The organism is Bacillus sp. FJAT-28004, from assembly GCF_001280845.1.
GTDB lineage: Bacteria > Bacillota > Bacilli > Paenibacillales > Paenibacillaceae > Pristimantibacillus.
Window position 1 is genome coordinate 2407715 of record NZ_LGHP01000001.1, and the last position, 19408, is coordinate 2427122.

General features: G+C 42.9%; 19 protein-coding genes. 15 read left to right on the forward strand and 4 right to left on the reverse strand.

All coding sequences use genetic code 11. From position 1 onward, the window contains the following. Positions 1-95: 95 nt before the first annotated feature. The gene (locus AC787_RS10250) at positions 96-320 is read right to left on the reverse strand and encodes a hypothetical protein (RefSeq protein ID WP_054024682.1); all 225 of its coding nucleotides are present in this window, start codon (positions 318-320) and stop codon (positions 96-98) included. A gap of 159 nt (positions 321-479) precedes the next feature. On the opposite strand from AC787_RS10250, the gene AC787_RS10255 reads away from it, so the two are divergent. The 10 genes from AC787_RS10255 (at position 480) to AC787_RS10300 (ending at position 9437) form a co-directional block, all read left to right on the forward strand. Beyond that, the gene (locus AC787_RS10255) at positions 480-1205 is read left to right on the forward strand and encodes a phosphonate ABC transporter ATP-binding protein (protein ID WP_054024683.1); all 726 of its coding nucleotides are present in this window, start codon (positions 480-482) and stop codon (positions 1203-1205) included. Further along, the gene (locus tag AC787_RS10260) at positions 1202-1714 is read left to right on the forward strand and encodes a GNAT family N-acetyltransferase (protein ID WP_054024684.1); all 513 of its coding nucleotides are present in this window, start codon (positions 1202-1204) and stop codon (positions 1712-1714) included. Before AC787_RS10255 ends, AC787_RS10260 begins: the two co-directional genes overlap by 4 nt. A gap of 15 nt (positions 1715-1729) precedes the next feature. Further along, a complete protein-coding gene (locus tag AC787_RS10265) occupies positions 1730-2341 on the forward strand; it encodes a DUF3298 and DUF4163 domain-containing protein (RefSeq protein WP_054024685.1) in 612 nt (203 codons plus the stop codon). A gap of 62 nt (positions 2342-2403) precedes the next feature. Then, positions 2404-3009, forward strand: coding sequence for a response regulator (locus AC787_RS33190; protein ID WP_054024686.1), 606 nt, complete (start codon positions 2404-2406; stop codon positions 3007-3009). A gap of 383 nt (positions 3010-3392) precedes the next feature. Then, positions 3393-4073: an MOSC domain-containing protein gene (locus tag AC787_RS10275; protein ID WP_054024687.1), complete on the forward strand. Its 681-nt coding sequence runs from the start codon at positions 3393-3395 to the stop codon at positions 4071-4073. A 6-nt stretch (positions 4074-4079) separates the two neighbouring features. Next, positions 4080-5066 carry a phosphotransferase gene (locus AC787_RS10280; protein ID WP_054024688.1) on the forward strand — a complete coding sequence of 329 codons (987 nt, stop codon included), beginning with the start codon at positions 4080-4082 and terminating at the stop codon, positions 5064-5066. Further along, positions 5066-5989, forward strand: coding sequence for a polysaccharide deacetylase family protein (locus tag AC787_RS10285; protein WP_054024689.1), 924 nt, complete (start codon positions 5066-5068; stop codon positions 5987-5989). Before AC787_RS10280 ends, AC787_RS10285 begins: the two co-directional genes overlap by 1 nt. A gap of 15 nt (positions 5990-6004) precedes the next feature. After that, a complete protein-coding gene (locus AC787_RS10290; protein ID WP_054024690.1) occupies positions 6005-6964 on the forward strand; it encodes an AAA family ATPase in 960 nt (319 codons plus the stop codon). An 8-nt stretch (positions 6965-6972) separates the two neighbouring features. Then, a complete protein-coding gene (locus AC787_RS10295) occupies positions 6973-8115 on the forward strand; it encodes a DUF58 domain-containing protein (RefSeq protein WP_054024691.1) in 1143 nt (380 codons plus the stop codon). Next, positions 8112-9437 carry a DUF4129 domain-containing protein gene (locus AC787_RS10300; RefSeq protein WP_054024692.1) on the forward strand — a complete coding sequence of 442 codons (1326 nt, stop codon included), beginning with the start codon at positions 8112-8114 and terminating at the stop codon, positions 9435-9437. Before AC787_RS10295 ends, AC787_RS10300 begins: the two co-directional genes overlap by 4 nt. A gap of 68 nt (positions 9438-9505) precedes the next feature. On the opposite strand, the gene AC787_RS10305 is transcribed toward AC787_RS10300, so the two are convergent. After that, positions 9506-10483 carry a YpdA family putative bacillithiol disulfide reductase gene (locus AC787_RS10305; protein ID WP_054024693.1) on the reverse strand — a complete coding sequence of 326 codons (978 nt, stop codon included), beginning with the start codon at positions 10481-10483 and terminating at the stop codon, positions 9506-9508. Positions 10484-10691: 208 nt separating this feature from the next. Between AC787_RS10305 and AC787_RS10310 the strand changes: the two genes are divergently transcribed. The 3 genes from AC787_RS10310 to AC787_RS10320 all read left to right on the forward strand — a co-directional run bounded on the left by AC787_RS10310 (position 10692) and on the right by AC787_RS10320 (position 15115). Further along, positions 10692-11234: a hypothetical protein gene (locus AC787_RS10310; RefSeq protein WP_054024694.1), complete on the forward strand. Its 543-nt coding sequence runs from the start codon at positions 10692-10694 to the stop codon at positions 11232-11234. A 311-nt stretch (positions 11235-11545) separates the two neighbouring features. After that, the gene (locus AC787_RS10315) at positions 11546-13291 is read left to right on the forward strand and encodes an ABC transporter ATP-binding protein (RefSeq protein ID WP_054024695.1); all 1746 of its coding nucleotides are present in this window, start codon (positions 11546-11548) and stop codon (positions 13289-13291) included. Between the two features lie 15 nt (positions 13292-13306). Next, complete coding sequence (locus tag AC787_RS10320) at positions 13307-15115, forward strand: ABC transporter ATP-binding protein (RefSeq protein WP_054024696.1); 1809 nt, start codon at positions 13307-13309, stop codon at positions 15113-15115. A gap of 48 nt (positions 15116-15163) precedes the next feature. Here AC787_RS10320 and xerS read toward each other — a convergent pair whose 3' ends face one another. Both xerS and AC787_RS10330 read right to left on the reverse strand, forming a co-directional pair. Beyond that, the gene (xerS, locus tag AC787_RS10325; protein ID WP_054024697.1) at positions 15164-16258 is read right to left on the reverse strand and encodes a tyrosine recombinase XerS; all 1095 of its coding nucleotides are present in this window, start codon (positions 16256-16258) and stop codon (positions 15164-15166) included. A gap of 197 nt (positions 16259-16455) precedes the next feature. Beyond that, positions 16456-17085, reverse strand: a complete 630-nt coding sequence (locus AC787_RS10330) for an NAD(P)-dependent oxidoreductase (RefSeq protein ID WP_054024698.1) — start codon at positions 17083-17085, stop codon at positions 16456-16458. Between the two features lie 456 nt (positions 17086-17541). Here AC787_RS10330 and AC787_RS10335 point away from each other — a divergent pair, with 456 nt between their 5' ends. Both AC787_RS10335 and sleB read left to right on the forward strand, forming a co-directional pair. Beyond that, positions 17542-18339 carry a TerC family protein gene (locus AC787_RS10335; protein ID WP_054024699.1) on the forward strand — a complete coding sequence of 266 codons (798 nt, stop codon included), beginning with the start codon at positions 17542-17544 and terminating at the stop codon, positions 18337-18339. Positions 18340-18654: 315 nt separating this feature from the next. Further along, entirely contained in the window at positions 18655-19311 is a 657-nt protein-coding gene (gene sleB / locus AC787_RS10340; RefSeq protein ID WP_082360964.1) for a spore cortex-lytic enzyme, read from the forward strand. Positions 19312-19408: the final 97 nt, after the last annotated feature.

A 19408-nucleotide genomic window follows, 5' to 3' on the forward strand; every position in this document is an offset into this window, starting at 1 on the left:
TTAAACGGCATTAACAAACAACTCACTTAATGAAGCAAGTTTTAATAAACGAAAAAGGAGAGCCTGAATAACTTCAGCTCTCCTTTTAACAAATACTATGCATATTTTAGCTGTGAGGCTCTTAATTGATTTTTAATGAAAGCGATACGTCTACGAACGTAGAAGTCCTTGCTGGCGCCCTTTAAATCCTTGGGAGTGATCACCTCCTCTGCTACATTATCGATGATAATAAGCCGTCCATCGGCATAAAACTTAAAAGTTAAGTCGCGTCCTAGACGTTCATTTTCTACATATCGGAAATTTTCGCAGATGTTATTCATGGTGATCAGGCCTCCTTCAAAATGTTGAATTCGTCGATCATTAGAACGTTTGTTCTTGTTTTTTATTATACCAAACATTTGTTCGTATGGAAACTGTTTTTTGTTTAACGTAAACTAGATTCATAGAATTAGTTGCTGCAAACAGAAGGAGAGCGGAAAATGATCAAAGTAAAGAACCTATCCAGACGAATTCCCGGCGGGCCTAAGGTGCTCGATGATATTAGCTTTGAGGCTTATCCTGGCGATTTTATTGCCATTAAAGGCGATAGCGGAAGTGGGAAGTCCACGCTGCTACGATGCCTTGCTTTGCAAGAAAAGTGGAGCGAAGGCTCCTATCAATTTGACGGCAAAGATATTTTCAAAGAGGGATTCAAAGGCAAGCTTAAAGTTCGGAGAGAGGTTGCTTATGTGGAGGAAAAGCCTTTTTTATTCCCGAACAAGACTGGACTGAAAAATGTTATTATCGGTTCAATCTCACAGACGCCTGCTTGGCGCAGATGGACAGGCATGGTTCGTAACGACGATTACATGGGTGCAATGGACATGATTGAAAAGCGTGGTTTGATCGATAAAGCGCATCAGAAGGCGAGTACACTTAGCGGCGGCGAACGTCAACGTATGGCCATCGCAAGAGCACTCGTTCATGGCGCTAAGGTCATTGCAGCAGATGAGCCCGTTTCCGGTCTTGATCCTCATACGGCTGATCAAGTTCTAACTGATTTGAAAGCGCTATGCAAGGAGCAAGGTGTCATCGTGATAGCTGTTATGCATCAGGGTGACTGGGCGGAGCGATTCGCTGATCAAATTCTCGGCTTGAAAGACGGAAAGCTTGTTCTTAACGTAAGTGGCAGAAGGTTGACTGAACGTGAGAAGGCGCTCCTGTGAACGAAATTGAACTACGCACCATCGCAGAAGAGGAACTCGACGCAGCCATTAAGCTAGAACAAAAATGCTATTCGCCAGAAGCTGCTGCTACCATGGCTGGCTTTCAATTTCGCTATAAGCATTACCGTTCATTTTTTTGGTCGGTTTGGCTTGGTGACCAATTAATTGGAATAACAAATGGTATTCGTACTTCTCAGACTGATTGCGGTGACGAGATGAAGGGAAATCAAGCCGATCTTTTGGATGGGAACAACTTTTGCATCCTTACGATCGCAGTAGATGACCATTTTCGAGGACAAGGCATCGGTTCGTTATTGCTGCGGAAGCTAGTCGAACAATGCATGTTATCCCGCATCGATTCGATTATTTTGATGTGCGAGGAGCATCTTATTCCCTTCTATGAATCGGAGCAATTCGAGCGAAGAGGGGTATCAGCCTCCACGCATGGTGGAATCGTTTGGCATGAGATGAGACGTGTTTTGCATACAATGGAGCATCTTACCGAATAGGAAGGTGTCTTTCATATGTCATTTCAACCGCCCGTTGTTATACAAACTGCAAAAGCTGATTTTCCGAAAGCTGAGCTGTCATTGCCGTATGTGAGCGGAGGCAGAAGCGAAGCCGCAGATAAGAAGATTAACCATTTAATTCATCATACGGTGCAGCAGATGGTTCATAATCAAGGCTCGCTTGATGATCCGAGGGCTCAGATGATTGGCTATTATGAACAGAAGAACAATCAAAAGGATTATCTTAGTCTCTCGTTGTTCAATTATGCCTATACGGGCGGAGCTCATGGCTTGACGCTTCAGCAATCACTGACCTTTAAGCAATCGACAGGACAAACCTATACGCTTGCTCAGCTATTTAAACCTGGATCGGACTATGTTGGACAGATTAGCGCCATCGTAAGCGCACAAATCTTGGCAAGAAAGATTGATACGCTGGAGCCTTTCAAAACGATAAGGCCTGACCAGGACTATTACGTGGCTGATCGTTCACTCGTGGTATACTTCCAGCTTTATGAGCTGGCAGCATATGTGTTTGGGTTTCTGTATTTTCCGATATCCGTTTACGAACTTCAAGATATTATAAATGAAGATGGTCCACTTGGACCGATGCTCGTTAATGACTAAATCTGAATTAGTCCATTTTCATTAAGCAGTAATTCAGCCTAAGAACATAAGGAGACAACGCATTGATTTATTTTCTCATTCTTTTCGCTGCAGCTATGATTGTCGCGGTGTCGTTTGTCTTCTTTCATCAACGAAAAATGGAAAAGGAGCAGCAACACTTCAAAGCAAGTATGCCAGATCTCCCATCCGTAATGGTTACTTCAATATCTACTAATCGAATATTTGATCAACCGCTTTCTGGATCCATTGTAAAAACCACTACAAACTCGGTTCACCAATCAACGGGTTTGAATGATAAGATTTTAGTTGTAGACGATCAACCCTACATTAGAAAGATGCTTGCCGAATTGTTTACCGCTCAGGGAATCGAAGTTTATGAAGCTGAGAATGGCAGCATCGCATTGGACATTTTTGAACAGCAAAGGCCAAATTGTGTGCTGCTCGATTTGAAAGTGCCAGAAATAAACGGTATTGATATTTTAAAAGGGATAAGAAAACTGTCGCCAGAGGTGCCTGTAATCCTCATTACGGCATATGCCGATCCCGAGAAAATGGAAGAAGCCCTTGCTCTCGGAATTACCCAATGCTTTACGAAACCCTTTGATATTATAGAGCTCAAAGGGCTCGTTCTCAGCATTCTGGAACAGAATTCTAATCAAGCAGAGTAAAAAAAATATAATCAATTGACTCGCATCTAGTTGGATGCGAGTTTTTTATTTTGAGCGTTATTCGTTTGTCCTTTTGCATGCAACACCCCAGCAGCTCATACAGCAAGCTATTAAATATTCATAGTTTGCTGCGGGAAATAATACGGAACCATTTCAGGAAATAGTCGGACTATTTAAAAAACATTTCCCGGGGAAGCGCAATAAGTAACATGAAAGAGAGGTTTTCGACAACTCAGAGGCTAACGAAAGTAGAATGTGTCGAAAGTAAGGTTGGCAATGGATTAACCACATGAGTAATAGATGTGGTTAGATCTCTTTGCCAACATCTCCCTATGAAGCTTATAATAGTTAAATAAGAGATAAACTTAGGAGGGACAATACATATGACTCATCAGATAGAGACTGCGAGTCTCGTATCACTCAATGTGGGCATGCCTGTATCGATTGCTTATGGCAGCAAAGAGATCTTATCGGGCATCTTCAAGCAGCCTACTCTGACAGCCCATGCGCTGACCACAACGGGGCTGCAGGGTGATGGACAGGGTGATACCGTTCATCATGGAGGTCCGGACAAAGCGGTGTGTGTGTATTTCCAGGAGCGTTACTCTTATTGGCGTGAGCAATACGAGGAGCCATTTGATTACGGAGCCTTTGGCGAAAACTTCACACTATCCAATTGGACAGAGGAGGATTTGTGTATCGGTGACATTATCCAAGCTGGCGATGTCATCCTCCAAGTGAGTCAGCCAAGACAGCCGTGCTATAAGCTTGGGTTACGACATAAGCTGCCAGAATTGCCGGGTCATATTCAGCGAGAGGGTTATACAGGACTTTATTTCCGTGTACTTCAAGAAGGCAGTATACAGGCTGGAATGACGTTTGAGATTACATATAAACATCCTGCTCGCAAGACGGTCTTGGAAGCTAACCGTGTCATGTACCGAGATAAGGAAGACTTAAAAGGCATAAGTGAGCTGCTTGACGTAAAAGAACTCTCTGCGAGCTGGCTGGAACAGCTTGGAACTCGATTGAATAGATTGCAGCTGGACCATCAAGGAGGCTAGTCAGTTTTGAAAGACAGCATAGATTTTACGGCTTATTTAAATGAATATGAGTTCGCAGAGCCTTGCCTTATTGAGCATCGGGAGAGCGGGATGAATAATACGACCCGTATCATTTCGTCGGGAAATAGAAAATTTGTTCTGCGTATTTACAATAACCATAAGGATAGCAATATTGTGGGGCTGGAGCATGAAGTACTGGACGCATTGAATAAACAAGATCTGACCTTTCAGGTGCCGATTCCGGTTCATAATAAAAAGGGCGATACGATCAGCGTTGCAGCGGATGGTACATTATCTTCACTATTTCATTATATTGAGGGTGACCGACCGACGGTTTCAAACCCAGATCATGTTTATGCACTAGGTGTTGCAGCAGCGAAGCTCTCGAGTGCCTTAAGCAGCATAAACCTGAGAGGAAAGCCGCTGTACAGCCCATATTACATGTTAGAGAATACATATGCCTCTATGGATGAGGAAGCCTTTTTTGCAATGACATATCAATCTCAATCAGAAGATCTTGCGAGTAGAAAATCAAGCTTCATGGCATTGCATGAGGAGCGGCTTAAGCTCATAGAGGAATGCAATAAGCTTGAAGAGCTGCCGAAACAATGGATCCATGGCGATTTGGTTTTTAATAATACGGTTTCTCAGGGCGATGCGATCATAGGCGTGCTGGATTTTGAGTTCACAACAGTTGATGTTAGAGCGATGGAGCTTGCTGTAATTATCGTCGATATCCTTAAACCAGATGACCCTAATATACGAGCTAATGTGAAACGTTTATTGCAGGGTTATCAAGATACGAATCCGTTAACTCATCATGAATTAAAGATATTGCCGATATTAATGAAATTAAGATTGCTAGATGTAGCATTGCATTTTGCCGTGCGTTTAAGAGATAATTTAGATAAAGAGGAAATACTTTGTGGCATTATCGATCAGACAACGTTTGGGTTCAGCTGGATCAATGAACATTGGGAGGATGATTATTAATGAGCTTAGCAAAAGCACTCGGTTACGGCGAGAACGAGAAACTGCTGATTATTAACGCAGACGATTACGGAGTATGCCATTCGGTAAATATCGGCATTCAGCAGCTGCTGCTTGAACAGACGGTTAGCTCGGCGACTATTATGATGCCTTGTGGTTGGGCGAGGGAAGCAGCGCTTTGGAGTGCGCGTCACCCGCAAATCGATGTAGGTGTCCACTTTACATTTACTAGTGAATGGGACATGTACCGCTGGGGTCCTGTTAACCGTAAAGGAAGCACAAGTTCACTTGTTACTCATGAAAATTATTTCCCGAAGGACAGCAAAACCTTTGAACTGCAAGCAGATCCAGAGCAAGTAAAGGAAGAACTTATCGCACAAATTGAAATGGCTATTGCTATGGGGATGAAACCATCCCATGCTGACAATCACATGGGAAGTTTGTATGGATTAGCAACAGGCAGGAATTTCTTGTCTATAGTTTTGGATGTATGCGCTTCCTATGGCCTGCCATTCCGTTTGCCTCGTAATTTACGGCAAAATATTGGCCAAGTGGCCTCGCCAGAGCTTGAAGAGCAGGCGAAACAGCTTGCTATGCTTGCGGATTCGAAAGGTGTTGTTATCCTTGATTATTTAATCGGATTGCCATTTCATTTGCAGGATGGCGAAACGTATGATTCTCTAAAGGCAAGCATGCAGCAGGTGCTTGAAGGCTTGCAATCAGGTGTTTCTGAAATCATTATTCATCCGTCTCTTGTAACCGATGAGCTGAATGCTTTTCACATGCAGCCTCTGAAGAGGGGAATGGAACTAGATTTATTCCGTGATCCTGAGATTAAGAAGACGATGCAAAGTGAAGGCATCCGCATGATTCGCTGGCGGGAACTGCAGAAGCTGCAGCGTGATCGAACTGGCTTTAAAACATAATGAAGGAGTTGACTTATGTCTTTTGAAACGATTAAACAACTAGCTGAACAAGTGAAATCCAATATTGGACGCGTCATCGTAGGCAAAGAAGAAGTTGTAGAATTGTTGCTAATTGGACTCCTTACCTCAGGGCATGTGCTGCTCGAGGATGTACCTGGAACAGGCAAGACATTGCTTGCTAAATCCATGGCCAAATCATTAGCATTATCATTTAGACGAATTCAATTTACGCCAGATTTGCTTCCGTCGGATCTGAGTGGCATTCATTTCTATAATCAAAAGATAAGCGAGTTCGAATTCCGAGCTGGTCCATTATTTACTCATTTACTGTTGGCTGACGAGATTAATCGTGCGACGCCTCGCACACAATCGAGTTTGCTTGAATGCATGGAAGAGCGCCAAATTAGCATCGATGGGGAAACCAAATATTTGGAGCGTCCTTTTATGGTTATTGCTACACAAAACCCTGTTGAGCATCAAGGGACGTTTCCCCTTCCGGAAGCACAGCTAGATCGTTTCTTATTCAAAATAAAAATGGGTTATCCGACGACTGAAGAAGGTTTGCAGCTATTAAAGCGTTTTAAAGATCATGATCCGCTAGCACAGCTCGAGCCGGTTGCTGGCATCGATGTCATTCAGAAGGCTCAGCAAGCGTATTCAGCCGTGAAAGTGACGGATGACATTCTTCAGTATTTGCTGCAAATCGTAGAGCAGACACGGAGGCGTGAGGAGGTTTCCGTTGGTGTTAGTCCGCGTGGCAGTCAAGCGCTGCTGCGTGCGTCTCAGGTGCATGCCATTTTGCGAGGGCGCGATTTCGTAACACCAGATGATATTAAGGCAATGGCAAAGCCTGTTTTGTCCCACCGATTAGCCATTCGCGGCATGCATCGTACCGCTAATCAGGCGGAATCCATTATTGATGACATTATTCGTTTGACGGCCGTGCCTGCTGAAGCAGGCGTATCGGTTCGTTAGGCGGCACGATGATTTTATTCTGGTTTATTTTGGCTGCAATCGTCATTTTGTCATTACAGGGCAAATTATTTCAAAAGCTCGTATTGCGCCGTATTAAATATGAACGGCGTTTTACGAGCAAATCATGTTTTAGCGGTGATCAAGTCGAGATGATCGAAGAGATGGCCAATGCTAAATGGCTGCCGGTTCCTTGGCTGCGTGTGGAGTCGCAGCTTTCCACGCATTTACATTTTCAACAGCTAGATAATTTCTCTGTCAGCAGCGGGCAGCTTTATCAGAACCATAAGAGCTTCTTCAGCCTTTCACCGTATACGAAAATTACGCGCACTCATCGCATTACCTGTGCGAAGCGAGGTTGGTACAAGCTTCAAACCGTAACGTTAACGGGCGGTGATCCGCTAGGTTTAACCAATGCGTCCGCTCAAATTGCCCTTCAGGGTGAGCTGCTCGTCTATCCAAAGCCTGCAGATGTGCCCATTCATGAGCTTCCTTATCATAGCTGGCAGGGGGATCAATCAATTCGCCGCTGGATCATCAATGATCCATTCATCATTGCGGGTGTGCGTGAGTATCAAGCTGGCGATACGTATAAGCAAATCAACTGGAAAGCAACGGCGAAGACAGGAAGCCTTCAAGTACATCAGTATGATTTCACTGCGGACCGCAGGCTAATGATTTATTTGAATGTTGACGATGTAGAGGGCATGTGGCGAAACGTAACTGATCTTGGATTAATCGAGCGCGGCATAGAATGGGCAGCTGGAGCAGCCCAAGCTGTCATACAGCAGGGCATGGAAGTTGGATTTGCATCTAATATGCCTTTAACTGGTATGATGGAAAGCGTTCACATCGAGCCGCGAGGCGGACATGAGCATTTAATCGTTATTTGGGAGGAAATGGCGAAGCTTGACATTGAACGAACCGAGCTGTTTCATCATTTAATAGAACGTGAAGCAAAAAGCGGATACAGCGAACGGGATGTACTCATGATTACAGCCTATTGGAACGAAGAGCTGGAGAAGCAAGCCGATCAGCTGCGCTACAACGGAAATGCCGTAGCGGTTTGGATGCTGACAGATAAAGCTCAGACCGCAAATAACGATGATGGACAAGCGATATCAAGTCGCGGCAGAGAAGAGGTGATCGCGTGAATGAGCCAAAGAAGCGATCTCTTACTTTAAACATCTTTGGTCAAGGCGTTATCGAACTGCTCTTTTATTTGCCCGTATTTATCACTATAGCAGTTTACCTGCTGCCTACAGCAGCCGTATGGCCTTGGATAGCGACTATTCCTTTCTGTTACTGGGCTAGTTCGGTAATCCTTGGAAATTATTCAAGATTACGCTACGGTGTGAAGCTGCTTTTAGCGATCGCAATAGGGGCATTGCATAGCGGGTTGTTCTTTGTCGCATGGGTAGGAGATACGGCTATCATTCCAATGGTTATATGCGGACTTATTGCTGCTTTCGCTGCAATGAGAGGCATGTCGTCGCAATTGCGCGGATGGTCCTTCTCGTTTCCCAATACCCAGATGCTGATTGGCGTTATCCTTTATGTAGCAGTACAGCCCTTAAAAGTAATTGTGTTAAAAAGACTGACAGAGTATAACGGGATTTTAATCGTATGCGGAATTGCTGCCGTTATTTTATTTTTCTTTTTTGCAAATGAACGGCATTTGAACAGTGAAACAGTAGATTCAGGTAAAACGTCGGCGACTCTTGCTTTTAAACGCCAAAATCGTATTTTAATTGTTGTAATCGTTAGTATCATTAGTATCCTTGCTTTATTCCGCCAAATTCAGCAGATGATTGAGCGCTTCTTTCATTCGATCATTGAGCGAATGATGAACTGGTTTAATCAGTCGAGGCAGCAAGCACCGCTTGATGAGCCTCCTATTGATTCTTCAACTCCTCAAATGCCCATGGAGGAGTCCAAGCCGCCATCCGATTGGATGCTGCTGCTGGAACAAATTGCAAAAATCTTTGCCATCGTGCTAGTCATCATCATCTTCTGTATTTTGTTCTATTTTATCGTTAGAAAGTTAATGCAATGGGCGAAGCTGCTTGCTGCTAAACTGCAGGAGAGAGGAGCAGATAGCCGCAATGGCGGGGTCGGCTTTACGGATGAAGTCGAGAGTTTAATGACATTAACTAATTTACGAGAGCAAATGAGTAATAAGCTGAAAAAGCTGCTGCCAAAGAAACGGTCCTTTGCACAGGAATGGAATGAGCTGCGTACAAATACGGAAAAAATCAGGTTTTTATATACTCGTTTACTGAAGAGCAGCGCCGAGCAGGGTTATATGGTCAAAGAACATATGACTCCTCGCGAAACATCGGAAGATCTTAGTAAATGGCAGGATGGTAAGTTGAAGATTGAGGGTATGCCTCGGTTTATTGAGGTGTATGAGGAAGCAAGGTATGGCGATAAGCAGCCGGATGACCAACAAATCAATGCTTTTAAAAACCAGTAAAAAAAAAGGGAATCAAGCCTAATTGGGCTGATTCCTTTTTTTTTGATATTATTTACAGTAAAGCAATATCATGATTTGAGGTTTAGAATATGCTCGGCTATTTTATGACCATGATAACGTCCGGATTCAATGAAAATCTCATTTGCTTCATGTCTTGATGCTACGACTCCTGCGAGATATATGCCAGGAATGTTCGTCTCCATCGTATCTTCGTTGAAAGTAGGATAACCTTCTTCCTCAATCGTAACGCCGCTTGCGTTAAGGAAGTTGCGATCGGGGTGGAAGCCAGTCAAAGCCAAAACAAAATCATTTTCAATCTGGATGTCGCCTTCAGGACCATGAACCGTTATATAATTGTTCTCGATAGAGGTTACGGTTGACTGGAACAGCATGCGAATGGAGCCTTTGGTTACCTTGCTCTGGAAACCTGGCTTGACCCAAGGCTTAATACTAGTGGAGTAATCATTGCCGCGATAGACGACCGTTACATCTGCACCGACACGTTCTAGCTCTAATGCCGCATCGATCGCTGAGTTGCTTCCGCCAATGATAGCGACCTTCATTCCAACGTAAGGATGCGATTCGCGGAAAAAATGACTGACTTTATTGAGCTGCTCGCCGGGAATACCCAGTTCGTTTGGATGATCGAAATAACCTGTAGCAATGATGACATATCTGCTTTTGTATAGGCGTTTCTCCCCAAACCGATCTTCACCCTGTAAAATGAATTGACCGTCCTCAGGCGTAATGCTTTTTATCGCTTCATAAGCTTGTACACGAACGTGATTACGCTGAGCGGCCGTTCTATAATAATGGAGTGCTTCCAGTCTGGAAGGTTTATCGTTAGCTGTCGTAAAGGGTATTCCACCGATTTCAAGCATCTCAGGGCTGCTAAAAAAATGCATGTAGGTTGGATATTGCGAGATCGAATGAACAATGTTGCGTTTTTCTATGACAAGTGGCTGAAGACCAATTCGTTCGAGTTCAATCGCTGCTGCCAAGCCGCACGGGCCGGCTCCAATAATAATGGCTTCTTCTTTTTGCATTCGTGTTACCCTCCTATAATATAACGAAGCTATTATAACTTCTAATATAACGATCATTTTACTGCGAGGCACACATATTGTGCAAATTTGGATGTATGGCTCTCGTTTACATGCAATGTATTATTGTATAATAATGTGTAACCATTCTTATTTGTATACCGGTTCTTTGAAACTAGCTTTACTTCACAATATGATAGGAGGAGATCACATGCGGCGACGTTTTGTAATAGAGGCAGTAATGGTGGCAACGTATGGACATCTTCTTGTTCCGAGTCGTCCAATAGATTTTGTCGTTCCTTATTCTTCCATAGCTGAGCTATATGATATGAGAGACGGTGTTGAACCTGTCATGGATGATCCAGATGATGATGGTCATGTAAAATCCAAAATAAATGAGCTGATCGCTTTTTTTGAGGACGCGCTCAACAGCAAAAAAATAGAAAAGGCGATGCAGGTGCCTTGGCGAGAAAGCTCGCCGCTAATTCTAAACGATACCATTCATTTTACGGTCGTGCATGCTGTCGATAACGCGTATTATGGTGAAATGTTCGATCCGATCGAAACTGAATTGCTGTTAACAGGCTTGAAGCTGAAGGTACCATTGTTGTCTGATCAGTTTGAGTTTCAGGATAAGCTTATTGAAGCTGAGGTTCCAGTACAAATTTACGATATTGAGGATTTTGAGTTTGCAGTGGAGGAAGGCATCTCCTCAAGCGACTTTGATTTGCCCAACGAGTCGGACAGGTTTTAAATTTTTTTTTGTAAACACCTCTTGCGTAAAGGCAGAAACTGATGTTAAGATTTGGATGGGTTAGGAAAATATGATCAAATGGATACGAAAAGGGGGGCTCACGAATGTTTAATAATTGGATGGGAATGATTGACGGCGACGCACAGTTTAGCATGAAATTCCAGCCATTTATTCAAACATGCCGATCGGGCTGCCTTCGTTCATTGGTGTCAACGTAGCTATTTTAAGCGTTGCACGCTATTATACGAAGATCTCAAGCCGACTTTGGCTTGAGGTCTTTTTTTGTTTCCTACAGGGGAAGGGGCACTCCAATGAAAACGCTGTTACGTTTGATGATTTATGTAAGACCAAGTGCCAAATGGGTATTTACAGCGGTAATCATTATGATTTTTGCGACGATATTTGATTTGGTGGCACCGTGGGTATTAGCCTTAATATTTGATGAAGGAATTGGAAAAAGCAATATGTCCGTCGTTATAGGATTAACACTTGCTTTGGCAGGCATTCAAGCTTTAAAAAGCTTAGGCATGTTCATACAAGGATATTCCCAAGAGCTGGTCGGTCAAAATGTGGTGTTTAAGCTTCGGAAGGAGCTATATGAGCATCTGCAGCGCTTATCATTCTCTTATTATGACCGCGCACAGACCGGGCAATTGATGTCGAGAATGACTGGTGATATTGACGCGGTAAAAAACTTTGTCGGGTTTGGAGCGATGAACCTAATTACTGGCTTGCTTACATTTGTCGGAACGACTATTTTCATGATGACAATGCAATGGAAGGTAACCTTAATCAGCTTAATAACAATCCCTTTTATTTTGTTAGTGTTATTTCGCTTTAACCACAAGGTAGGACCAGCTTGGTCCAATATTCGCGAACAAATGGGGCGTTTAACGACAACGCTTCAAGAAAATATTTCAGGCATTCGAGTAGTCAAATCATTTGCGACCGAGACGGTAGAGCAGCAGAAGTTCGCAGAGCGAAACGAGCAAAATTTCGATACGAATATGGATCGGGCAAGGCTGGAGGCAAAAGCATTTCCGTTAATGGGCTTCTACGGCGGTCTCACCTTTGTCATGATGATCTGGATCGGAGCTATCTTTGTCGCTCGCGACGAAATGTCAATTGGTACCTTTATGGCGTTCCAATGGTATACATGGGGCATCATTTGGCCGCTTAATATGCTTGGCTGGCAAATTAATATTTTTCAGCAAGCGATTAAAGCGGCTCCGCGCGTATTTGAAGTGCTGGATACACCGATTGATATCCAAAATCCCGATCAAGCTAAAGATACAAGCGGTATGCGCGGTAATGTAGTATTCGATCAAGTAACATTCTACTTTTCGGATCAGGATACAGCGAAGGATAAGCCAATATTGGATGAGGTTTCTTTCCAAGTGAAGCAAGGTGAGGTTATCGGTGTACTTGGAGCAACGGGATCAGGCAAAAGCAGTCTCATTGGTTTGCTTTCACGTTATTATGATGTGTCCGGAGGCAGTGTTCTCATCGATGGCGTAGATGTGCGGAAATACGACCTTGACGGACTTCGGAGCAGCATAGGCATCGTACCGCAAGAGACCTTCTTGTTCTCAGCGTCGATTCGAGATAATATCGCCTACGGTCATCCTGATGCTTCGCAGGAGCAAATTGAGGAAGCAGCACGCAAATCACAGATTCATTCCTTTATCGAAAGCATGCCAAACGGTTATGATACGCGGATCGGAGAGCGAGGCGTCGGACTCTCAGGCGGGCAAAGACAACGTGTGGCGCTTGCTCGTGCTATTTTAATGGATCCACCGATTCTTGTATTGGATGAAGCGACGGCAAGCGTAGATACAGCAACTGAATCCGCAATCCACGAAGCTCTGTTAGAAGTAATGAAAGGGCGGACGACGTTTATTATCGCGCAGCGGCTTTCTTCCATTCAGCATGCAGATCGTATTATTGTTCTTGAAAATGGCCGCGTGGCTGAAGAAGGTACACATAAGGAATTAAACGAAGGCAGTGGCTTCTTCCGTCAATTGTTCGATAGACAGAAGCAAATCGCTCATCAATAGAAAAGAGGTGAGATCATGAGTCAAGTGGAATGGGATATGGATAATGATGTGGAGGAGAAGCCGTTTAATGGCAAATACATGCGGCGTATGCTGCAATATCTTATCCCGTATCGCAAATTAATGACATGGGTCATTATTATCGTTCTTATTAATATGCTATTAAGCTTATCCGAGCCGATTATTCTTGCGTATATCATAGATAAAGGGATCAACCAAACAGATTATTCCGTTATTCATGTATTAGGTGCCGTCTTGCTTGGCGTTAAGCTAATAGGCTGGTTGTTCAGCTATATGCATACCAAATGGATCAATTTTACAGGACAACGCATTTTGTTTGATCTTCGTCAGCAATTATTTAATCATTTGCAAACCTTGTCATTTCGTTTTTTTGACGGACGGCCGGCAGGTAAAATCATGTCCAGAATTACTAACGATACGAATGCGATAGGTGAGCTGATCAACGGCGGCTTGATTACGATGGTGATGGAGGTTACACATTTACTCGGCATCGTCATTATTTTGATGTGGATGGATTGGCAGCTCGCTCTGCTTTCGTTTATTATGATGCCGCTGCTCTATTTCATCGTCGCGAAGCTCCGTCCAAAAATCGAAGGTTCATGGTCGCGTTCACGCTCAACAATGTCATCGATTAACGGTAATGTTAACGAAACGATTCAAGGGATACGTGTCATTCAAGCATTCTCCCGCCAACGGACAAATAATGAGCGATTTGAAGCCATAAATACTCGCAACAAAGGCGCGTTCATGCGGGCAATTACGTTGGAATCTACCGTATATCCACTAGTTGAAATGATTGGAATGCTGGGTACTTGCATCGTTGTATGGTTTGGAGCTATGAGGGTCATTGAGGGTGCAATAACGCTTGGCTTTATTATGGCTTTTATTAACTATTTGTGGCGGTTCTGGGGTCCTCTGAGCGCGTTATCCAAGGTGTACAGTCAGCTGTTGTCCGCCATGGCCTCAGCCGAGCGCATTTTTGAAGTGCTTGACACCGATCCTGAGGTAAAAAATAGTAAGCATGCACTAGAACTGCCGCAGGTTCGTGGCGAGGTTGACTTTGATAATGTATCGTTCCGATATGAGGAAAATAAGCCTGACGTGCTTCATAACGTCTCCTTCCACGTCAAGCCAGGGCAAAGAGTCGCTTTAGTCGGACCAACTGGCGCAGGAAAAAGTACGATCGTTAATTTATTGATGCGTTTCTACGATGCAACTGACGGTACCGTTCGTATTGATGGAATGGATGTCAAGCAGGCAACACTCGAATCTCTGCGCAAGCAAATGGGAATCGTGCTGCAAGATTCATTTATTTTTGCGGGTACGGTAGAAGAGAACTTACGTTATGGAAACGACCATGCCACGGAGGAAGAGATGCTTAGAGCAGCCGAGAGTGTGAGGCTCGACCGCGTCGTAAGCAAGCTGTCAGATGGCTATCAGACACAGCTGGAGGAGCGAGGATCGAAGCTCTCTGTCGGTCAGAGGCAGCTGCTTGCCTTCGGACGCGTCTTGTTATCAGATCCTAGCATACTCATATTAGACGAGGCTACTTCTAGCGTAGATATGGAAACAGAGCAGCATATCCAAGAGGCATTGCAGACGCTGCTTGCGGGCAGAACGGCATTTATTATTGCGCACCGACTATCCACCATTAAGGACGCTGATCTCATTCTCGTCATTGAGAACGGCCGAGTTGCTGAGCAGGGGTCGCATTCGGAGTTGATGAAGAAAGGCGGCATCTACTCAAATCTTGTTCTAACGCAGCTTTCTATGCAGGAATCTGTTATTTTGCAAACAAGTTCTTAATGGCATTAATAAAGAAAAGAGGTCAAGTCAGGCTAACGCATAGTTGCGTTAGCTCGTCTCGTCCTCTTTTTTTGTTCGATCGATTGCTTGTGCCATCGTTTTATCGGTTAAGTGTGCGTATATTTGCGTCGTTTCCGGTGAGGCATGCCCAAGCTGCTCCTGGGTCTTGTAAATGTCGTTTCGCAAGTAGTAGTCAGTGGCGAAGCTATGTCTGAGCTTATGTACGGATAAGTAGGGTTTTCCAAAGCGTTTGGCATATTTGAGCACCATTTCTTGAATAGCTCGTTTTGTCATGCGTGAGCCTTCGTTTTTCCCATTAGCAACGGCTAGAAACAAAGCTTTCTCTCTTTTAGGTGCTTTGTAACGGAGATCCCTTAGGGTCAAGTAAGCTTGTAAATCCTCAACGGCCTCTTGGCGAAAATAAACAGGGGTTTTAAACGTATCATCATTTTTACCTTTGCGATAAACATAGGAAAGTTTTTTCTTAAGGTCGATATCATCGACGTTTAAGTTGACGAGTTCAGATACACGTAAGCCTGAATGTAAAATAAAGCTAATGATACATGCATCTCTTGTCATATTTAACTCATATGCGTAAAGAGCCTGCTTGTTTTTGGCGACATCCGTCCCATAATGCTGCTTTATATAAGCCATAAATTCGGATATTTCCTCTTCTTGAAGCAATTTTCCCTCAAGCTTTGCGGCTGTATCTTTCGGCTTATGAGTCCGCTTGATCGTTACCTTAGCCATTACATTTCGTTTAAGCAGAGGGTAAAATTCCTCATCCTCAGCAATTTGGCTTAAATAATGAAACAACGAACGGAGGGAGGAAAGCTTGCGTGAGATCGTCGTTTTACTGTTACGCTCCACTTTGTGTGTCGATAAATACATACGGAAGCCATCAATGCTGTCCATATGCAGCTTTTCCAGTTCAAGTAACGCTACATCTCTAATATTTGCTGCCTCAGATAGACCTTCTGCCATCAACCAGTTAAGAAACGTTTCATAATCTCTCATATATTCTACAAGTGATGAGGGGGATAAATCCGGAAGTTTGTAATTGATAAACTTTTCAATATACCAAGGCATAGTAGGTAGCTTCTTGTCGAGCTCTTCGCGATCTTTTTGCTTAATAATGTTGATGACGAGTCACTCCTAAAGTTAATGGCATGAATGATTAATGATGCTAAATGAACATAATAATAATTATGTAAACAAATGAAGACATCATTGATATGAATAGTTATATTGTAACAATTACAGTAGGGGGGTACAACGTCAGAATAGGCTAGTTGCAAAAAAACAAGCCTCTTAACAGAGACTTGTCCTCGGTATGATCCTTATACGTTGATTGCTGTGAAGCGGCGATTTAGAAACTGCGGATTTTCGATTTCATCAAGCAATACTGCAGCATAATCTTCCATGCTGATCTTGCTCTCATGACTAGCATTTAATAGAAAATGATCGTTGCCTAGTTGAACTTTTCCTGTTTTCTCTCCTGGCTCAAACATCGCAGCTGGACTAAAGAAAGTCCATTTCAATTCTTTCTCGCCGCGAAGTACTTCAAGCTGCTCGCTTTGTGCATTAGCCGTAGCATAATAGATGGATGGGAACTCAGGTGTGTCTTTTAAAAGCGTACCCTTGTCATCAACGAGCAAGCTGCCTGCGCCGCCAACATTATAAAGAATGGTATTAGGGGATTTCTTAAGTACCTCGATCAAATGCTTGATTACTTCCACATGCTGGTGCTCAACGCCTGGTTTCGCTGAGAAAGCATTAATAACAACATCAAACTCGTTTAGCTCAGCGCCCGTTTGAAACACATCTTTAACCAAAACTTCGAATCCTTGCGTGCTCGTGAGTTTTGATGCATCACGTACGATGGCAGTAACTTGGTGACCTCGGTTTTTGGCTTCCTCTACGATACGACTTCCAGCACGTCCTGCAGCACCAATAACAGCTATTTTCATTTGAAAAACTCCTTTTTCTTAAGGTTTTATTATTTTGCAATCTAACTTCATGAGTTGTAACAATAATTGTTACAATCAGACTAAAAAATAAAAGCGACGCGTTCGCTTGATGTAACTATTATAGTTACAAGTTTAGATTTTTGTCAATATGAAGTTTTGGGTTTATGAAGATTCGCACAACGGCTCATCTAAAATAAAAAATAGTTAAATTGTTTTTTAATTTTGAAACCCATTTATAAACAGCCCGTATACCTTTTTATAACTTCATCGTGCTTCATTCCAAAGGGGAGTAGCTGCTACAGTAAAGTCGTCATTACGAGAATCTAACGATCTCCGGCTTTATTGGCAACTTAACGTTGTTAGCGAGACCTTTGCCACTAGTCGGCAAAGGTCTATTTTTTGGGTGTAAGCGCAAGTTAAATTTACTTATGCAGAGTCGAAAGGGAGGAATCTAGTATGGATTTTGGTTTGTTAATGGAATATGGATGGGTTCTGCTCATCCTCATAGCTATTGAAGGTTTGCTCGCAGCAGACAATGCACTTGTGTTGGCTATTATGGTCAAACATCTACCGGAGAAGGAACGTAAGAAAGCATTGTTCTATGGCTTAGCAGGAGCTTTTGTTTTCAGATTTGCTTCATTATTCGCTATTTCTTTCTTAGTGGATGTGTGGCAGGTACAAGCAATTGGAGCGTTGTACTTATTGTTCATTGCGTTAAACCATATTTTACGAAAAGTTATTTTCAAGAAACATGTCGATAATGTTACAGTAGACAAAAAAGAAAATAAAAAAGCGAGCGGTTTCTGGTTAACCGTATTAAAGGTGGAGATTGCGGATATCGCATTCGCAGTAGATTCCATTTTAGCAGCTGTTGCGCTTGCTATGGCACTTCCAACTACCAATTTGCCGAAGATTGGCGGAATGGATGGCGGTCATTTTGCGGTAATCTTTATCGGTGGTTTTATTGGTCTAATCATTATGCGTTTCGCCGCTTCAGCTTTCGTGAAACTGCTTGAGCGCAAACCTGGACTTGAAGTTGCTGCATTTGTTATTGTCGGTTGGGTAGGCGTCAAGTTGGCTGTTGTAACATTGTCTCACCCTAAACTGGCGATTATACCAGAATCGTTCTCCCATTCACCTGCTTGGAAAATCACTTTCTATGTTGTCCTTGTCTTGATCGCAGTTATAGGTTGGTTCTTATCGAGCGACAAAGAGGAGTCAACGGACGCTAAAGTAGCTACTAATAATAACTAAATCTATTAATGTTAATCATGATAAACGAGAAAAAACTGTTGAGAAAACTCAACAGTTTTTTTCTTTTTAAATAGCTCTCGATTTATCCAGAATCGCATATTTCAATTTATTGAAAAGACCTTTTTCCAATTCCTATTTCGTTTCAGAATTTTGCGATCTTGTAAATTAGTAAATAAATGCAATTCTGCAAATTCGGTTACAATTCCATTTTAACTGTGCTAAACTCAAACGAGTCTGTTGAAGAGTTGCCAATCTTCTTCCAAATTGCGGACAATTTGTATGTACGCTAAAGAAAAAGGAGGTTCATTCCTAATGATGAACAGTAAATTCATACAACATAGTATGGCGCTTATTATAATATTTATGCTGGCATTTTCAATTCCACTCGAAGCTGCACATGCTGCTCCGCCTGCAACATTAAAGGTAGGAAGCTCGGGACCTGATGTGCCTGATTTACAATATCGGTTAAAAACACTTGGTTATTTTAATAAAGATGTAACTGCCTATTTTGGCACAACAACGCTAGAGTCACTGAAACGTTTTCAGAAGGATTATGGTGTAGTTGCTGATGGTGTTGCAGGCACACAGACTTGGAAAACACTTAAAAGTGTTTCTGTGAACCAAGGTGAGCTTGATCTGCTGGCAAGAATCATTTATGCAGAAGCTCGTGGTGAATCGTATAAAGGACAAGTTGCGGTTGGAGCCGTAGTTATGAATCGATTGGCATCGTCCAGTTTCCCAGATACAGTTAGAGGTGTTATTGAACAGCCGCGAGCATTTACTGCTGTTGATGATGGACAATATAAACTTACTCCGGACAAAACAGCCTATAAAGCAGCACAGGAAGCTGTAAAAGGGTATGATCCAACGGGTGGAGCACTTTACTATTTTAATCCGGAGACAGCTACTTCTGAATGGATTTGGTCCCGCAAGCAAACATTAAAAATCGGACGTCATATATTTGCAGTATAAACAAAAGATTCTTATCGACAAGGAAACTTGCGATAAGAATCTTTTTGTATTTATAATAAAGTCCAACGTGTTGTTTTCAAAAAGTTGTTCAAACATG